This window comes from Caulobacter sp. GW821-FHT09B11 (assembly GCF_059418205.1).
Genome location: NZ_JBWKPK010000005.1, coordinates 142,723 through 158,855 on the forward strand (window position 1 = coordinate 142,723; position 16,133 = coordinate 158,855).

Genomic DNA, 16,133 nt, shown 5'->3' on the forward strand with positions numbered 1-16,133 from the left:
ATTGGGCGATCGCGCCTGAATCAGGCGTTGCCGACCGGCGCGCCTTCGGCCTGGGCCTTGCGCGCGGCGTAGACGCCGCCGAAGTCGATCGGGTCGATCAGGAAGGGCGGGAAGCCGCCTTCGCTGGTGACGTCGGCGATCAGGCGACGGGCGAACGGGAACAGGAAGCGCGGGCACTCGATCAGCAGGACCTGCTCGAGGGCTTCTTCCGGCACGCCGTTGATGTGGAACAGGCCGCCATAGACGACTTCTACGTGGAACACGGCCGTTTCGCCGCGCGTGGCGCGGGCCGACAGCTTCAGGTCCACTTCGAACAGGCCGTCGGCGCGGCCGCGGGCGTTCATCTCGACGCCCATGTCGATGGCGGGCTGGTCGGCGGCGGCGCGGAGCGAGTCCGGGGCCAGCGGGTTTTCGAACGAGAGATCGCGAACGAACTGGGCGACGATGCGGATGCCGGCGGCGGCCGCTTCGTTGTCGTCCTGGGCGGCGGGCGGAGCGCCGATGGTGTCGGTCATGAACGTTTTCCGTGTTCGGCGCGGGTCGCCCGGCCTTAGGCGTGAGCGGCGCTGCTAACATGTGCGAGAACGCCGTGCAACGTCAGGCGCCTGACGCGGGCGGTCGGTTGGCCTATATAGGAAGGCTGTCGTCGCCATCGACGGCCCGATGCGGAATTTGTCGTGACTGAACTGATCGTCTTCGCGGTGCTCGCCGCCGTCGTCCTGTACCAACTCTACGCCGTGCTTGGCCGGCGGGTGGGCCGCCAGCCCGAGGACACGCCGGCCGCCGTGGCTGCTCCAGCCGCCGGTCGCCCGGCCGAGAGCCCGGAGACCGTGGCTCCTGTGGCCGCCACCGGCGTGGCCGCCCTGCGCGCCCGTCAGCCCGACTTCGACGTCGGTCGCTTCCTGGTGGGCGCCCGCCAGGCCTACGAGATGATCCTCAAGGCTTTCGCCCAGGGGGATCGCGAGACCCTGAAGCCGCTGCTGGCGCCCGACGTCATGGCCAATTTCGAGGGCGCGATCGTCGCGCGCGAGGCCGACGGCCGCACCGAGAGCGTCGAACTGTTGACCCTGCCGCGCGTCGATCTCGACAGCGCCGCCGTGGAAGGCGACGTCGGCCGCGCCGTGGTGCGGATCCTCGCCGAGGTGCGGACCCGTTCCACCAGCGCCGCCGGCGAGGCGGTGGACGATCGCCGCACGGCCGATCTGTGGACCTTCGAGCGCGACCTCAAGAGCCGCGATCCCAACTGGACCCTGGTGCGCGTCGCGGTCGCCGAAGCTTGATGTTGCGTTCCGTCCTGACCGCCGCGGCGGCCGCCCTGGTTCTGGCCGCCTGTACGACGGCCGCGCCGCCCTTGCCGATCACCCCGACAGCGCCGGTTCCGCCTTCGACGCCCCGGCCGCAACCGACTCCGCCGGTCTCCCCGGGGGCCGGCTTCTCGGCGCTGCAGGGCTGGAACGAGGAAGACCACGCCGCCGCCCTGCAGGCCTTCCGCGAGACCTGCGGCGTCGCCAAGGACGCGCCCACGGCCGAGGTATGCCGCAAGGCCAGGCAGGCCGGTCCGGTCGATGACGCCAGGGCGCGCCTGTTCCTGGAAACCAATTTCCGTCCGGAGCCGATCGCCGGCCAGGGCCTGCTGACCGCCTATTTCGCGCCGGAATACGAGGCGCGGATGTCGCGCTCGGCCGAGTTCAGCGCCCCGATGCGCGGCCGTCCCGCCGACTTGGTCATGCTCGACCTCGGCGCCTTCGATCCGACCCTGAAGGGCAGGACCGTGGCCGGCCGCGTCGCGGGCGGGACCTTCGTCCCCTATGACGACCGCGCCGCCATCGAGGCCTCGCCGCTGGACCGGCCGCTGGCCTGGCTGCGGCCCGAGGACCTGTTCTTCCTGCAGATCCAGGGCTCCGGCGTCCTGACCCTGCCCGACGGCCGCCGGGTGCGCGCCGCCTTCGCCGCCCATAACGGCAAGCCCTTCACGGGCGTCGCCACGGCCATGCGCGACCGCGGCCTGCTGGCCGACGGCGACACCTCGGGCGAGGCGATCCGCGGCTGGCTGGCGGCCAATCGCGGTCCCAGGGCCGACGAGATCATGCGGCTGAACCCGCGCTACGTGTTCTTCCAGACCCTGCCCGACGACGGCCGCCAGGCCACCGGCGCGGCCAATGTGTCGCTGCCGATCGGCCGCGCCATCGCCGTCGATCCCAGCCAGAACGCCCTGGGCGGCCTCTACTGGATCGACGCCAGCGCGCCCAAGCTGGCCGGGGCCTTCCCGACCTATCGCCGGGCCGTGGTGGCGCTGGACACCGGCGGCGCCATCAAGGGCGCGGTGCGGGCCGACCTCTACATGGGCACGGGCCAGGCGGCGGGAACCGAGGCCGGCCGCGTGCGTCACGACCTGCGCCTGTGGCGCCTGGTCCCCCAACCGCAGCCTTGATCTCCAGGGCCTGACCATGAGCAAGCGGCGGCCGCCGGACGACGAAAGCCAGCGCCTGTGGCGGCTGGTGGCCTCCACGGTGACGGGCCGCGCGCCCGAAAAGCCGCTGAAAATGCGCGACAAGGCCCGGGTTCGGGCCGGCAAGGCCGACCTGATGGCCCACGCCGCCGAGATCGCCCCGCCGACCCACCTGGCCTCGGTAGCCCCGCTGCGCATCGATCCGGCCGAGATCAAGGCGCTCAAGCCCAAGCCCGCGCCCAAGCCGCCGCCGGAACGCATCGAGCCCAACCGCCATCGCCGCATCGCCAAGGCCCACGACCCGATCGGCGCCCGTCTCGACATGCACGGCCTCGACCAGGACCAGGCCCGCGCGACGCTGGAGCGCTTCGTTCGCCGGGCCTGGGACGACGGCCACCGGGCGGTGCTGGTGATCACCGGCAAGGGCAAGGTCGGCCAAGGCGTCCTGCGCCAGCGCACGCCCGAATGGCTGGCCGCTCCGGTCCTGCGCGAGATGATCGCCGGCGTGTCGCCGGCGGACCAGCGGCATGGCGGCGATGGCGCGCTCTACGTGGCGCTGAAGCGGAAGGGGTAGGGGAAGTTTGCTCCCCAAAGCACCAAAGTTCGCTTCCCTGGGCCTTGTGCCCAGGGCCCATCGTTCAGCGGGCAATGCGGTGCGGGAATGCGTTTGGCGCTTCAGGTGTGCGAGCGAATGGCTCAGCATAGCGGACGCATGGGTCCTAGGCACAAGGCCTAGGAAGGCAAGATTTTGGGCGTGATTGGGAAGCGAGGAGGCCGGTGGCTCTACTTCGGCCGCGCAGCCTTCTCAGCGTGCCCCGACGTCCCCTCGCGGGCCTCGAGCTTCTCGGCCACGGCGTCCAGCGACACCCCGGCCGCCGCCATCAGCGCCAGCCAGTGGTACAGCAGGTCGGCGCTTTCCGAGGCCAGGGCCTCGGGACCCTGGGCCACGGCGGCGATCACCGTCTCGACGGCTTCCTCGCCCAGCTTCTTGGCGGCCAGAGCCGGGTCGTTCAGCAGCTTGGCGGTGTAGGACGCGGTGGGATCGCCGCCCTTGCGGCTCTCGACCGTGGCGGCCAGCCGCTCCAGGACCTCGAACAGCCGGCTCATGCGACCGGGTCCAGGCGCACCGGCACGCCGGCGGCGGCCATGGCGGCCTTGGCCTCCCCGATCGAGATCTCGCCGAAGTGGAAGATCGAGGCGGCCAGCACGGCGGCGGCGTGGCCGTCGCGGGCGGCCTCGACCAGGTGCTCGGTCTTGCCCGCGCCGCCCGAGGCGATCACCGGCACGTTGACCGCGCCTGTCACCGCCTGCAGCAGCGGGATGTCGTAGCCGATCTTGGCGCCGTCGCGGTCCATCGAGGTCAGCAGGATCTCGCCCGCGCCGCGTTCGACCACCTTGGCGGCCCAGTCGACCACGTCGAGACCGGTGTCCTTGCGGCCGCCATAGGTCCAGACGTTCCAGCCCGAGCCGTCCGGCCGGGCCTTGGCGTCGATGGCCACCACGACGCACTGGGCCCCGAAGGCGTCGGCCCCGGCGGCGATCAGGTCGGGGTTCTCGACGGCGGCGGTGTTGGTCGAGACCTTGTCGGCCCCGGCCAGCAGCAGGCGGCGCATGTCGGCCACCTGGCGCACGCCCCCGCCCACCGAGACGGGCATGAAGCAGACCTCGGCGGTGCGCGAGATCACGTCCAGGATCAGGCCCCGGCCTTCGCTGGAGGCGGTGATGTCGAGGAACATCAGCTCGTCGGCGCCGGCCGCGTCATAGGCCGCGGCCTGTTCCACCGGATCGCCGGCGTCGCGCAGGTCGACGAAGTTGACGCCTTTGACGACCCGGCCGTCCTTGACGTCGAGGCAAGGGATGATCCGGGTCTTCAGCATCAGGCGGCCGCCGCGACCAAGGCTTCGGACGGCTTGATGGTGCCGGCGTAGAGCGAGCGGCCCAGGATGGCCCCGGCGATCTCGACGCCCTTGCGGGCCTTGAGCCGTTCGATGTCGGCGACGGCGGCGACGCCGCCGGAGGCGATGACGGGGATCGAGACGGCGTCGGCCAGTTCGCCCACGCCCTCGACGTTTACGCCGGTCAGGGCGCCGTCGCGGCTGATGTCGGTGACGATCAGGGCGGCCACGCCCACGTCCTCGAAGCGCTTGCCCAGGGTGATGGCGTCGATGTCCGACAGGCCAGTCCAGCCGTCGACCGCGACCTTGCCGTCACGGACGTCGACGGCCACGGCGATCTGCTCGGGCCACAGGCGGGCGGCCTTGCGGACCAGGTCCGGATCGTGGACGGCCACGGTGCCGAGGATGACGCGCGACACGCCGGCCTCGATCCAGGACTCGATGCCTTCCAGGGTGCGGATGCCGCCGCCCAGCTGCACCGGGATCGAGATCGACTCCAGGATCGACTGCACGGCGGCGGTGTTTACCGACTTGCCCTCGATGGCGCCGTTCAGGTCAACGACGTGCAGCCACGAGAAGCCGTCCTTGACGAAGCGCTGGGCCTGGTCGGCCGGGCTGTTGTTGAAGACCGTGGCCTTGTCCATGTCGCCGTGCAGCAGGCGCACGCACTGGCCGTCCTTCAGGTCGATGGCGGGATAGAGGATCATGGGCGCCATTCCAGGAAGTTGGCGAGCAGGGCGAGCCCGGCGGCTTGTGATTTTTCGGGGTGGAATTGTACGCCCGCGACATTCCCCTTGGCCACCGCCGCGACGAACGGGCCGCCGTGGTCGCTGGTCGCCACCACGTCGGCCGGATCGGCCGCCGCCAGGGCAAAGGAATTAGCGTAGTACATGTGGGCGCCGTCCTCGATCCCCACGAACAGGGGATGAGCGCGGTGCAGGGCGATCGCGTTCCAGCCCATGTGCGGGATGGTCAGCGAGGGATCGGACGGCTGAAGCTTCTTCACCTGGCCGCCGATCCAGTCGAGGCCCGGCGTGACGCCGAACTCGAGGCCCTCGGTGGCCAGCAGCTGGTGACCGACGCAGATGCCCATGAACGGCGCGCCGCGCTGGTGCACGGCCTCGTTCATGGCTTCGAACACGCCGGAGGCGTCCAGGCCCGCGCGGCACGAGGCGAAGGCCCCGACGCCGGGCAGGAACACCCGGTCGGCCTTGGCCACGAGGTCGGGATCGGCTGTGACGACGATGGAGGCGGCGACGCCGCGCCGGCGGGCGGCCTCGTTCAAGGCCTTCTCCGCCGATCGCAGGTTGCCCGACCCGTAGTCGATCAGGGCGAGAGTTTGCATGGAACCTACAGTACGCCCTTGGTCGACGGCGCCTGGCCGCCGGTCTTCGGATCGAACTCCACCGCCTGGCGCAGGGCCCGGGCAAGCGCCTTGAAGCCGCTCTCCGCCACGTGGTGGGTGTTGTCGCCGTACAGCGTCTCCAGATGGATGCACGCCCCGCAGTTCATGGCGAACGCGTGGTGGAACTCCTTGAAGAGCTCGGTGTCCATCTCGCCGACCTTGGGCCGCTTGAACTCGACCTTCCAGATCAGATAGGCGCGGTTGGACAGATCGATGGCGCAGCGCGTCAGGGTCTCGTCCATCGGGATATAGGCGTGGCCGAAGCGCCGGATGCCCTTGAAGCCGTCCAGCGCCTTGTTGATCGCCTGACCCAGCACAATCCCGGTGTCTTCCACCGTGTGGTGCATGTCGATGTGCAGGTCGCCCTTGGTCTCTATCTTCAGGTCGAAGCCGCCGTGGCGCGCGAAGCTCTCCAGCATATGGTCGTAGAAACCGATGCCGGTGGAGATCGTCGAGGCGCCGGTCCCGTCGAGATCGATCCAGACCCGGATCTGGGTCTCTTTCGTCTCGCGGACCACTTCAGCGGTGCGGGCCATGCTTCGTCCTTGAAGGCCCCGGAGGGCCTTGGGTGGTTAGAGTCCGTTCTGGGCGGCCAGGTCGCGCAGCTTGACCTGCGGACGCGGACCGTAGTGGGCGATGACCTCGGCGGCGGCCAGGGAGCCCAGCTTGCCGCAGTCGGCCAGCGAGCGGCCCTGGGAGAGGCCGTAGAGGAAACCTGCGGCGTATTGGTCGCCCGCGCCCGTCGTGTCCACGACTTTTTCCACGGGGAAGGCCGAGATTTCATGGACGCTGTCGCCCTGGGCGACCACCGAACCCTTTTCGCTTCGGGTGACGGCGGCGATCTCGACCCGCTTGGCCAGTTCCTTGACCGCCGCGTCGAAGTCGTCGTTCTGGAACAGGGCGCACACTTCGGAGGCATTGGCGAAGACGATGTCGCACTGGGTCTCGACGAAGCCCAGCAGGGCTTCGCGGTGACGATCCACGACGAAGCTGTCGCTCAGCGTGATGGCGATCTTGCGACCCGAACCGTGGCTCAGCGCGGCGGCCTTGGCGAAGGCGCGGCGGGCTTCCAGCGGGTCGAACAGGTAGCCTTCGAGGTAGGCGTACTGGGCGGCCTCAATGATGGCCGGATCGACGTCGGCGGCGGTCAGCTCAACGCAGGCGCCCAGGTAGGTCGACATGGTGCGCTGGGCGTCGGGGGTGACATTGATCAGGCACTGGGCGGTTGCCGGGCCTTCGGCCAGCGGCGGGGTGGTGAAGGTTCCGCCGATCGCGCGCATGTCGTGGGTGAAGACGCGGCCCAGCTGGTCGTCGGCGACCTTGCCGATGAAGGCGGCCTTGCCGCCGAAGCTGGCCACGCCCGCCACGGTGTTGCCGGCGCTGCCGCCCGAGGCCTCGATGCCCGCCGCCATGGCGTCATAGAGGCTGGCCGCGCGTGTCGTGTCGATCAGGGCCATCGAGCCCTTCACCAGCCCTTGCGCGTCCAGGAAGGCGTCGTCGCACTGGGCGATCACGTCGACGATGGCGTTGCCGATGGCGGCGACGTCGTAGAGGGCGGTCATGAGGCGGAGCGAGCCTTTTGATGGGGACGGCGAAAACGGGACCGTCGGCAAGTAAAGGAACAGGGCCGTCAAGGCAACGCGGGGCTTGCGGTGCGAGGTGCGGCTTTCTAACCGTTGGGGCATGAGCACCCCGCGCCCCGACGTCCTGATCCTGGTTCCCGCCGCCGATGAACCGCGCTTCGCCCAGAGCTGGCCGCCGCTGTTCGAGCGCCTGGCGACGCCGCTGCGGGCCCTGGGCCTGACCGTCGCGTCGCGATCGTGGACCGATCCGATCGAGGCGAACGGGCAGGGCATCGTCCTTCCGCTGCTCAGCTGGGGCTATCACCATCGCGAGCCCGAATGGTACGCCCGCCTCGACGCCCTGGAGGCGGCCGGCGTGCGCACCGCCAATCCGCCCTCGCTGCTGCGCTGGAACACGGCAAAGACCTATCTGACCGAGTTGGCCGCCAAGGGCGCGCCGGTGGTGCCGACCATCACGCTGGACAAGGTCACGCCCGAGGCGGTCGCCGAGGCCTGCGACCGCTTCCAGGTCGATGTCGTGGTGGCCAAGCCGCAGGTCTCCGGCGGTTCGCACCAGACGGTGAAGCTGGGCCGGCATTCCGACCTTTCCGGCGCCCCGGCCGGCGCGGCCCTGATACAGCCGTTCCTGCCGGCGGTGGGCGAGGAGGGGGAGCTGTCGCTGTTCTTCTTCGACGGCGCCTTCAGCCACGCGGTGACCAAGGTGGCCGTGCCCGGCGACTTCCGGGTGCAGCCGCAGTACGGCGGCAAGGTTTCGGAGATCGCGCCCGAGCCGGAGGCCCTGCACGCCGCGCGCATGGTGCTTGACGCCGTCGGAGCGCCCCTGACCTACGCCCGCGTCGACCTGATCCGGGGCCTCGACCACACCCCGCAGCTGATGGAGCTGGAGATCATCGAGCCGGATCTCTTCCTCGAGCACGCCCACGACCACGGGGCGGCTTTTGCGAAAGCGGTGAAGGCGGCGCTGTAGGAGAGGAGAGGAGAGGGCAGGGAAGGGAGTGGGCGTTGTTTAGGCGCTGAATGAGCCGCCGGCGACATGCGCACGATCAACCCGCGGCGGCGCTCCCGAAATCGGCTCGATTGCTTTTGGAGTTTCGATAGAGGCGGCCTATATCGAAAGCCATGCTCCCGACCCTTCGCCAGCTGCAGTACCTGAAGCTCCTGTCGGAGCACGGCTCGTTCAGCCGCGCCGCCGACGCCTGCTATGTCACCCAGCCCACCCTGTCGGCCGGGATCCAGGAGCTGGAGAAGATCCTCGGCGCCCCGGTTGTCGATCGGGCCCGCTCGGGCGTGATCCTGACCGCTGCCGGCCAGGAGGCCGTGCGCCGGGCCACCGCCATTCTCGCCCAGACGGAAGATCTGGTTCAGGCGGCGCGCGGGGCCGGCCAGCCGCTGGCTGGGCGTTTCCGGCTGGGCGTGATCCCGACCGTGGCCCCCTATCTGCTGCCTCGCGCCCTGCCGATGCTGCGCGACCAGTTCCCCAAGCTGCGCCTCTTTCTTCGGGAAGACCTGACCCAGCGGCTGATCGCGGCCCTCAAGGCCGGCTCGCTGGACGCGGCCCTGATCGCCTTGCCCTACGACATGACCGGCCTGGACTGCGCCCATGTCGAGGACGACGAGCTGCTGGCCGCAGCGCCGGCCAACCACCCGATGGCCCTGCAGGAGCGGGTCGATCCCTCCAGCCTCGATGGCCAGGAGCTGATCCTGCTGGAAGACGGCCACTGCCTGCGCGACCACGCCCTGTCCGCCTGCGGCCTGGAGCCGCCCCGGAACGTCGGCGACGAGGAAAGCTTCGCGGCCACCTCGCTGCCCACCCTGGTGCAGATGATCGGCTCGGGCCTGGGCGTGTCGTTCCTGCCGGCCATGGCGGTGCAGGCGGGCCTGGCCGAGAACGCGCCGGTGACCGTGCGGCCGCTGAACACGGCCCAGTCCAGCCGCGAGATCGTCGTGGCCTGGCGGGCCGGCTCCAGCCGCGCCGCCGAGGGGCGCCTGCTGGCCGAGACCCTGCGGGCGGCGTGATCGTCGCGTCTTCGTCCAAGACCATCGTTCTTCGAGTCTGCGACCTTTCCCCCGCTCGGCGCGTTGCAGCCCGGACCGGAACTGGAGCGCACGATGAAGACGGCGATGACCTTGGCCCTGCTGGGCGTTGCTATGGCGGCCTCGGGCTGCGTCAGCCTTTCGCGCAGCACGGCCGTCGAGACCCTGCCGGCCGACTGGCGCGCCCAGGCCCGCGTCTCCGAGGTGCGCCTCACGCGGGGTGATCTCAAGGTCACCGACGGCTTCGACGCCCTGTTCAAGCAGCACGTCCAGGCCAAGCTCGACGGCTGCGCCAAGGGCGACCGGCCGTTGCGGCTGGAAGCGAAACTCGACCGCTTCGACAAGGCCAATCCGGCCCTGACCGCCCTGGTCGCCGGCGCCAATGTGCTGCGCGGCAAGGCCCGGCTGGTCGATGTGCGCACCGGCAAGGTGGTCGGCGACTACGCCATCGGCAAGACCATCGTCGGCGGCCGCCTGGCCGTCATCAAGATGGGCGAGGCCGAGGAGCAGCTCAGCGACGCCTTCGGCGAGGAGGTCTGCCACCAGGCCTTTCCGGCGGCGGTCGCAAACCGATAACATCAGATATATCTAAATAGCTCTTGACGCTCTGCGATTTCGATATATCTATCATTTCGATATAACGAAACTGCATCGAAAGAGCATACATGTTTGGACGTCATCACCATCCCCACCACGGCCGCCACGGCGGTCATCACAGCCGCCATCCCTTCGGCTTCGACGGTCGTGAACACGGCGGCGGCATGGGCGGTCGCGGCTTCGGCCGCGGCGGTCCGCGCGGCGGCGGCCGGTTCTTCGACCATGGCGACCTGCGCCTGGTCGTTCTGAAGCTGATCGCCGAGAAGCCCAGCCACGGCTACGAGCTGATCAAGGCGGTCGAGACCGCGGCCGGCGGCGCCTATAGCCCCAGCCCCGGCGTGATCTACCCGACCCTGACCCTGCTGGAAGAGCTGGGTTACGTCGCCGCGACCGACGCCGGCGGCGGCAAGAAGCTCTACACCATCACCGACGAGGGCCAAGCCTTCCTGGAAACCAACGCCCAGCCGGTGAACGGTCTCTTCGCCCGCATGGCCGAAGCCGCCTCGCGCAGCGCCGCCTTCGCGCCGCAGATCCTGCGGGCCCGCGAGAACCTCAAGACGGCCCTGCGGCTGAAGCTGCACGCCGGCGCCCTGTCGGCCGAGCAGATCGCGGCCATCGCCAAGGCTCTGGACGACGCGGCCGCGGCGATCGAAGCTGTCTGAGGTCGGGGAAGCAAGGAGCAGCGCCATGCAGAGCCACGCCCGCCTCGTCACCGACAAGGCCGCCCGCTACATGACCCAGCTGGCCAAGCACTGGGGCCACAAGTTCGAGGTCGAATTGACCGAGACCACGGCGGCCTTCCCGCTGCCGCTGGGGCCCTGCCGCATGACCGCAGACGCCGAAGGCCTCGACATGACCGTTGAGGCCGACGACTTCGAGGCCCTGGAAAAGCTGGAGCAGGTGGTCGCCGACCACATCCTGCGCTTCGCTTTCCGAGAAAACCTCGAGAAGCTGAACTGGACCCGCGCCCGCGAGGCCGGCCACATCAACCCGCCGAAGGCGCGGGGCGGACTGGGGTTGGGGCTCTGATCGCTGTCCTTAAAGCCCGTCATCCCGGCCGAAGCGCAGCGTAGAGCCGGGACCCAGGGGCAGACGCATCGCGTCGGCCACCGCCAAGGCGTTGAAGCAAGCGCCGCGCCCAGTCCCCTGGGTCCCGGATCGGCCTTTGGCCGTCCGGGATGACGAAAGTAGGGAATCTTAAGGGCTAGAGCCCGGCCAGCAGCTTGGCCAGCAAGGCGTTCAGCATCCGTTGCTCTTCGCCATCGAGCGCCGCCAGCAAGGCCCGCTCGTTGTCGATGTGCAGCGGCAGGATCCTGTCCAGCAGCGCCAGTCCCTCGTCCGTCAGCGCGACCAGCGTCCCCCGCCGGTCGCTGGGGTGCGGGCGGCGCTCGACGAGGGCCATCTTCTCCAGCCGGTCGATGCGGGCGGTCATGCCGCCCGACGAGACCATGGCCGTCTCGTAGAGGTCGGTCGGCGTCAGAGCGAAGTCGCCGCCGGCCCTGCGCAGGGTGGCCAGCACGTCGAACTCGCCGCGCTGCAGGCCATGGGCCGCGAACAAGGGCGCCAGGCGGTCCTTGAGCACGATCTCGGCGGCCTCGCAGAGGCGGCCGACCAGCTCCATCGGGAACGGATCGAGGTCCGGTCGCTCGCGCCGCCATTGGGCCGAGGCCGCGCCTGCGCGGTCGTGACGCTTGGCTTTCGCCGTCATCGGATATATCTCGCCATCAAGATACTTGCTTTCGAGATATATCGTGGTCCTCGCTTACGAAGAAGACGCCAAGACGCGCGAACATGCGCTTCTTGCCGCCCGTGCCGCCAAAAGCGGCGCCGTGCTCACCATCGCGGCGATCGTCGTGGCGGCCCTGAACCTGCGCCCCGCCCTGGCGGCGCTGGGTCCGGTGCTCGACACGGTGAAGGCCGCCACCGGCGCTTCCTCGGCCGCGGCCGGCCTCTTGACCACCCTGCCGATCTTCCTGATGGGCCTGGGCGCCCTGCTGGCCGCGCCGCTACGCCGGATGCTGGGCGAGCGCATGGGCGTTGCGGCCGGCCTGCTGGCCATCGCCCTCGCCTGCGGCCTGCGCGCCCTGTGGCCCAGCCTTTCGGGTCTCTTCTTCAGCGCCGCGATCGTCGGGATCGGCGTCGCGGCCGTGCAGGCGCTGATGCCAGGGTTCATCAAGCGCTTCGCCGGCGATGACGCCGCCCGCCTCACGGGACTCTACACCACCGGCATCATGGCCGGCGCCGCGGTCGCCGCGGCGGGCGCCTCGGGACTGACCCGCCTGGCCGGCTGGCAGGCGATGTTCGGCCTGTGGGCGCTGCCGGCCATGCTGGCCCTGCTGCTGTGGACCGGCGCGACCAGGCGCTCGGTCGCCGTCCCGGCCGGCGGTCCGCGCGTCGTTCGCCGTCACGCCCTGTGGAAGAGCCCCCGCGCCTGGCTGTTGCTGACCTTCTTCGGCGTCGGCACCGGCGCCTACACCCTGGTGCTGGCCTGGTTCCCTCCGTTCTACGCCAGCCGGGGCCTGACCGCCGACCAGGCCGGCTATGCGCTGTCGGCCCTGACAGTGTGCGAGGTGCTGGCGGGCCTGACGGTCTCGGCGGCCATCGCCCGCCGTCCGGATCGCCGGCCGCTGCTGGTCGCCGCCCTGACCTCGCTGCTCAGCGGCATCGCCTGCCTGCTGCTGGCCCCGTGGCTGGTTCTGCCGGCCGTCTGCCTGCTGGGTGCGGGCATCGGCGCGATCTTCCCGCTGTCGCTGATCGTCACCCTCGACCACGCGGCCGACCCCGACCAGGCCGGCGACCTGATGGCCTTCGTCCAGGGCGGCGGCTACGTCATGGCCAGCGTCATGCCGTTCCTGGCCGGCTGGGTGCGCGACGCCTCGTCGGACCTGTCGGGCGCCTGGCTGCTGATGGCGGTCGGCGTGGTGGCGATGATGGTCATGACCGCGCGGTTCAAGCCGAACGCGCGGGTCGGCTAAGACCTAGAAAAGCCCCAGCGACGGGCACAGGTCGGCGATCTTGCAGATCTCGCACTTGGGCTTGCGGGCGATGCAGACATAGCGCCCGTGCAGGATCAGCCAGTGGTGGGCCCGCGTCTGGTAGGGACCGGGCACGATCCGCATCAGGTCGTCCTCGACCGCGTCGGGCGTCTTGCCGGCCGACAGCTTCAGGCGGTGCGAGACGCGGAACACGTGGGTGTCGACGGCGATGGCCGGCTCGACGTCCAGCTCGTTGAGCACCACGCTGGCGGTCTTTCGGCCCACGCCCGGCAGGCTTTCCAGCGCCTCGCGGTTCAGCGGCACCTGCCCGCCATAGCGGTCCATCAGGATGTGGGCCGAGGCGATGACGTTCTTGGCCTTGGTGCGGAAGAGGCCGATCGAGGCGATGTACTTGATCAGGCCGTCCTCGCCGAGCTCCAGCATCTTCTCGGCGCTGTCGGCGACCTGGAACAGCGGACCGGTGGCCTTGTTGACCTGCACGTCGGTGGCCTGGGCCGACAGGGCGACGGCGGTGACCAGCTCGTAGGGGTTGGAATAGTTCAGCTCGGTCTTGGGGCGCAGCTCCAGGCTCTCGAAGCGCTCGAACAGGATGCGCACGCGTTCGCGCTCGGCGGGCGAGATCCGCTTGGCGGCGGGGCGTTTCTTGACGAGGGTTTTGGGAGCGGCGGCCATCGCCGCGACCATGCCGTGATGCGGCCGGCTCGCCAAGGCGGCGCAAGCGGCGTAAATCCAGGTCATGGCCGCCGCCTTCTACATGGATGCCGTCATCCGCCCCAACCGGTCGCTCGGCAAGACCGGCATGGCCGTGGTGCTGGGCGTCGTGATCGCCTTCAACCTGATGGTCGCGGTGTTCCTGCTGGTGCTGGGCGCGCCGCCGGTGCTGCCGTTCCTCGGGCTTGACGTGCTGGCCCTGTGGCTGGCCCTGAGCGCCAGCAACCGGGCCCTGTCGCGCTCGGAGCGGGTGCGGGTCACCGCCGAGGCGATCACCGTCAGCCGCGAGGACGCCAGGGGCGCCAAGGTGGTCTGGACGTCGCCGACGGCCTTCACTCGCGTCGATCTCGACCAGCCCGGCGAGCACGAGAGCCGCGTGCGCCTCTTCATGTCGCGCCGTCGCCTGACCCTGGCCCGGGCGCTCAGCCCGGACGAGCGGGTGGCCTTCGCGCATGCCCTGGAGCGGGCGATCAAGAGCGCGAGAGCCGAGCGGTGGTCGTGAGGCGCGTGAAGGCGAAAGTGTCTGCGGTTTCGCCGCCGAACGCGCCCAAGAAACTGCGGCGCAAGAACCGGGCGGACGCCCTGCCCCGCCGGGGCTAGAGTGAACCGATGCCTCTCGACGTCTCGCCTTCCGAAACCCTCGCGCGCCTGGCCGAGCGCTCGGCCGACTATCACCGCATGGCCACAGCCCTCGACTGGCTGGCCCAGCGCTGGATGGACCGGCCGTCGCTGGACGAGGCCGCCGGCGCGGTGGGCCTGTCGCCGTTCCACTTCCAGCGGATCTTCACCCGCTGGGCCGGGGTCAGCCCCAAGACCTTCGTCGCGGCCATCGCCCATGCCGAGGCCCGCCGCTCGCTGGAGGCCGGGGCCAGCGTGCTCGACGCGGCCTATGACGCCGGCCTTTCCGGCCCCTCGCGGCTGCACGACCTGTTCATCGCCCAGGAGGCGGCGACGCCGGGCGACGTGCGTCGGCGCGGGGCCGGCATGACCCTGCGCTGGGGCTGGTCGCCCACCCCGTTCGGGCGCGGCCTGTTCGTGCTGGCCGAGCGGGGCCTGGCGGGCCTGGCCTTCTCGGACGGCGACGACGACTTCGCCTTCGCCGACATGCACCGCCGCTGGCCCGGCGCCGACTGGGTGCGCGACGACGTGGCGGCGCAGGAGACGGCCCTGCGGGCGTTCGGCGCCGGCGAAGGCCCCCTGCCCGTGGTGCTGATCGGCTCGCCCTACCAGGTGCAGGTCTGGAAGGCGCTGCTGCGCATCCCGGCCGGCGAGACCGCCACCTACGGCCAGGTCGCCGCCTGGGCCGGCAAGCCCAAGGCCTTCCAGGCCACCGGCGGGGCCATCGGCGCCAACCCGATCTCGCTGCTGATCCCCTGCCACCGCGCCATCGCCAAGGACGGCCGCCTCACCGGCTACCACTGGGGCCTGGCCCGCAAGGCCGCGATCCTGGGGATGGAGGCCGTGTCGGTGCAGGAGGTGGCGTGACGCTCCTGTCTCGCGACTCGGAACAAAACAGAAACATACGTCCGGACTCGACGTCGGCTTGAGCCACTCTGGCCCGTAACCGCGATGCGGGGTGAGTAACGGGTGGAGCTATGGAACCGGAGGTACTGAAGGAATTGGCGGTGGTGCTGTCGGCGGTGGCCGGCGTGGTGACGGCCCTGGCCGGACTGGTGTGGGCGTTTCGGCGGCGGCCCTGAGCCTTCCGCATGCGGAAGGCGTTTTCCTTGTGGAATCCGGACTGCGTAGGCAGTCCGGTGGAGACGGGCCGCCGCCTCTTTCCTCAGGCCGTGCCGAGGAAGTCGCGCTTGCCCACGACCACGCCGTTCTTGCGCAGGATCCCGTAGGCGGTGGCCAGGTGGAAGTAGAAGTTCGGCAGGGCCTGGGCGGTCAGATAGTCGAGGGCGTTGTGCTCGGTGGTTTCGCCGCGGCGGGTAAGGGCCACGGTGCGGTCCTCGGCGCCCTCGAAGGCGGCCGGATCGAGGCCCTCGACATAGGCGATGGCGCGTTCGACGCGGGCCGACAGGTCGGCGAAGCTGGTCTCGGCGTCGTCCCAGGCCGGAACCTCAAGTCCGGCCAGGCGCGCGCTGGCGCCCTTGGCGAAGTCGGTGGCGATCTGCACCTGGCGGATCAGCGGGAACATGTCGGGATAGAGCCGGGCCTTCAGCAGGGCCTCGGGATCGAGCTTGTGGGCTTCCACATGGGCTGCGGCCTTGGCCAGCACGCCGGCGAGGCCCTTCAGCCCCTGGACGAAGACGGGAACGCTGACGCGGTGGGCGGTGATGGTCATGGAGGCTCCGGTGAGGCTTGCCACGGCATGTAGGGCGGTTTGGCCGAAAGCGGCAGTCCCCCTGAAGGGGACCCCCTCCGACCCTCCGGGCCACCTCCCCCAGAGGGGGAGGATCTTGTCGTGCGCGCCCTCACTCGACCTAGATCGCCTTCCTGGGCCTTGTGCCCAGGATC

21 protein-coding genes are annotated in these 16,133 nt (G+C 70.2%); 11 read left to right on the top strand and 10 right to left on the bottom strand.

Annotated elements, in window-relative coordinates; translation table 11 throughout:
* Positions 1 to 20: 20 nt before the first annotated feature.
* Positions 21 to 515, bottom strand: coding sequence for a protein-export chaperone SecB (gene secB, locus AC07N1_RS05280; protein WP_494670850.1), 495 nt, complete (start codon positions 513 to 515; stop codon positions 21 to 23).
* Positions 516 to 677: 162 nt separating this feature from the next.
* Here secB and timA point away from each other — a divergent pair, with 162 nt between their 5' ends.
* From timA to AC07N1_RS05295, 3 genes are read left to right on the top strand one after another with little or no spacing between them, the layout of a single operon-like run.
* Positions 678 to 1,280: a TIM44-related membrane protein TimA gene (timA, locus tag AC07N1_RS05285; protein ID WP_494670851.1), complete on the top strand. Its 603-nt coding sequence runs from the start codon at positions 678 to 680 to the stop codon at positions 1,278 to 1,280.
* The gene (gene mltA, locus AC07N1_RS05290) at positions 1,280 to 2,431 is read left to right on the top strand and encodes a murein transglycosylase A (protein WP_494670852.1); all 1,152 of its coding nucleotides are present in this window, start codon (positions 1,280 to 1,282) and stop codon (positions 2,429 to 2,431) included. Before timA ends, mltA begins: the two co-directional genes overlap by 1 nt.
* A gap of 16 nt (positions 2,432 to 2,447) precedes the next feature.
* Complete coding sequence (locus AC07N1_RS05295) at positions 2,448 to 3,023, top strand: Smr/MutS family protein (protein ID WP_494670853.1); 576 nt, start codon at positions 2,448 to 2,450, stop codon at positions 3,021 to 3,023.
* A gap of 209 nt (positions 3,024 to 3,232) precedes the next feature.
* On the opposite strand, the gene AC07N1_RS05300 is transcribed toward AC07N1_RS05295, so the two are convergent.
* Genes AC07N1_RS05300 through AC07N1_RS05325 form a run of 6 tightly spaced genes read right to left on the bottom strand, consistent with a single transcriptional unit; the run spans position 3,233 to position 7,311 of the window.
* Positions 3,233 to 3,556 carry a phosphoribosyl-ATP diphosphatase gene (locus AC07N1_RS05300; protein ID WP_101720459.1) on the bottom strand — a complete coding sequence of 108 codons (324 nt, stop codon included), beginning with the start codon at positions 3,554 to 3,556 and terminating at the stop codon, positions 3,233 to 3,235.
* Positions 3,553 to 4,326 (bottom strand): imidazole glycerol phosphate synthase subunit HisF, encoded by a 774-nt coding sequence (gene hisF, locus AC07N1_RS05305; protein WP_494670854.1) that lies wholly within the window; start codon positions 4,324 to 4,326, stop codon positions 3,553 to 3,555. Before hisF ends, AC07N1_RS05300 begins: the two co-directional genes overlap by 4 nt.
* Complete coding sequence (gene hisA / locus AC07N1_RS05310; protein WP_494670855.1) at positions 4,326 to 5,060, bottom strand: 1-(5-phosphoribosyl)-5-[(5-phosphoribosylamino)methylideneamino]imidazole-4-carboxamide isomerase; 735 nt, start codon at positions 5,058 to 5,060, stop codon at positions 4,326 to 4,328. Before hisA ends, hisF begins: the two co-directional genes overlap by 1 nt.
* Positions 5,048 to 5,689, bottom strand: a complete 642-nt coding sequence (gene hisH, locus AC07N1_RS05315) for an imidazole glycerol phosphate synthase subunit HisH (RefSeq protein WP_494670856.1) — start codon at positions 5,687 to 5,689, stop codon at positions 5,048 to 5,050. Before hisH ends, hisA begins: the two co-directional genes overlap by 13 nt.
* 5 nt (positions 5,690 to 5,694) lie before the next feature.
* A complete protein-coding gene (gene hisB / locus AC07N1_RS05320; RefSeq protein WP_101713144.1) occupies positions 5,695 to 6,285 on the bottom strand; it encodes an imidazoleglycerol-phosphate dehydratase HisB in 591 nt (196 codons plus the stop codon).
* A 36-nt stretch (positions 6,286 to 6,321) separates the two neighbouring features.
* Positions 6,322 to 7,311 (bottom strand): adenosine kinase, encoded by a 990-nt coding sequence (locus AC07N1_RS05325; protein WP_494670857.1) that lies wholly within the window; start codon positions 7,309 to 7,311, stop codon positions 6,322 to 6,324.
* 121 nt (positions 7,312 to 7,432) lie between these two features.
* On the opposite strand from AC07N1_RS05325, the gene AC07N1_RS05330 reads away from it, so the two are divergent.
* From AC07N1_RS05330 to AC07N1_RS05350, 5 genes are all read left to right on the top strand, one after another.
* Positions 7,433 to 8,299, top strand: coding sequence for an ATP-grasp domain-containing protein (locus AC07N1_RS05330; protein ID WP_494670858.1), 867 nt, complete (start codon positions 7,433 to 7,435; stop codon positions 8,297 to 8,299).
* Between the two features lie 152 nt (positions 8,300 to 8,451).
* A complete protein-coding gene (locus AC07N1_RS05335) occupies positions 8,452 to 9,348 on the top strand; it encodes a hydrogen peroxide-inducible genes activator (protein WP_494670859.1) in 897 nt (298 codons plus the stop codon).
* A gap of 93 nt (positions 9,349 to 9,441) precedes the next feature.
* Positions 9,442 to 9,942, top strand: a complete 501-nt coding sequence (locus AC07N1_RS05340; protein ID WP_494670860.1) for a hypothetical protein — start codon at positions 9,442 to 9,444, stop codon at positions 9,940 to 9,942.
* An 89-nt stretch (positions 9,943 to 10,031) separates the two neighbouring features.
* Positions 10,032 to 10,625 carry a PadR family transcriptional regulator gene (locus tag AC07N1_RS05345; RefSeq protein WP_494670861.1) on the top strand — a complete coding sequence of 198 codons (594 nt, stop codon included), beginning with the start codon at positions 10,032 to 10,034 and terminating at the stop codon, positions 10,623 to 10,625.
* Between the two features lie 25 nt (positions 10,626 to 10,650).
* Positions 10,651 to 10,992 carry a DUF2218 domain-containing protein gene (locus AC07N1_RS05350; protein ID WP_494670862.1) on the top strand — a complete coding sequence of 114 codons (342 nt, stop codon included), beginning with the start codon at positions 10,651 to 10,653 and terminating at the stop codon, positions 10,990 to 10,992.
* Positions 10,993 to 11,167: 175 nt separating this feature from the next.
* Here AC07N1_RS05350 and AC07N1_RS05355 read toward each other — a convergent pair whose 3' ends face one another.
* Positions 11,168 to 11,671, bottom strand: coding sequence for a MarR family winged helix-turn-helix transcriptional regulator (locus tag AC07N1_RS05355; RefSeq protein WP_494670863.1), 504 nt, complete (start codon positions 11,669 to 11,671; stop codon positions 11,168 to 11,170).
* 43 nt (positions 11,672 to 11,714) lie between these two features.
* Here AC07N1_RS05355 and AC07N1_RS05360 point away from each other — a divergent pair, with 43 nt between their 5' ends.
* Positions 11,715 to 12,938: an MFS transporter gene (locus AC07N1_RS05360; RefSeq protein ID WP_494670864.1), complete on the top strand. Its 1,224-nt coding sequence runs from the start codon at positions 11,715 to 11,717 to the stop codon at positions 12,936 to 12,938.
* 3 nt (positions 12,939 to 12,941) lie between these two features.
* On the opposite strand, the gene nth is transcribed toward AC07N1_RS05360, so the two are convergent.
* The gene (gene nth / locus AC07N1_RS05365) at positions 12,942 to 13,643 is read right to left on the bottom strand and encodes an endonuclease III (protein ID WP_494670911.1); all 702 of its coding nucleotides are present in this window, start codon (positions 13,641 to 13,643) and stop codon (positions 12,942 to 12,944) included.
* Between the two features lie 52 nt (positions 13,644 to 13,695).
* On the opposite strand from nth, the gene AC07N1_RS05370 reads away from it, so the two are divergent.
* Positions 13,696 to 14,172, top strand: coding sequence for a DUF2244 domain-containing protein (locus AC07N1_RS05370; protein ID WP_494670865.1), 477 nt, complete (start codon positions 13,696 to 13,698; stop codon positions 14,170 to 14,172).
* A 107-nt stretch (positions 14,173 to 14,279) separates the two neighbouring features.
* Positions 14,280 to 15,155: a methylated-DNA--[protein]-cysteine S-methyltransferase gene (locus tag AC07N1_RS05375; protein ID WP_494670866.1), complete on the top strand. Its 876-nt coding sequence runs from the start codon at positions 14,280 to 14,282 to the stop codon at positions 15,153 to 15,155.
* A 298-nt stretch (positions 15,156 to 15,453) separates the two neighbouring features.
* Here AC07N1_RS05375 and AC07N1_RS05380 read toward each other — a convergent pair whose 3' ends face one another.
* Entirely contained in the window at positions 15,454 to 15,960 is a 507-nt protein-coding gene (locus AC07N1_RS05380; protein WP_494670867.1) for a DUF1993 domain-containing protein, read from the bottom strand.
* Positions 15,961 to 16,133 lie beyond the last annotated feature (173 nt).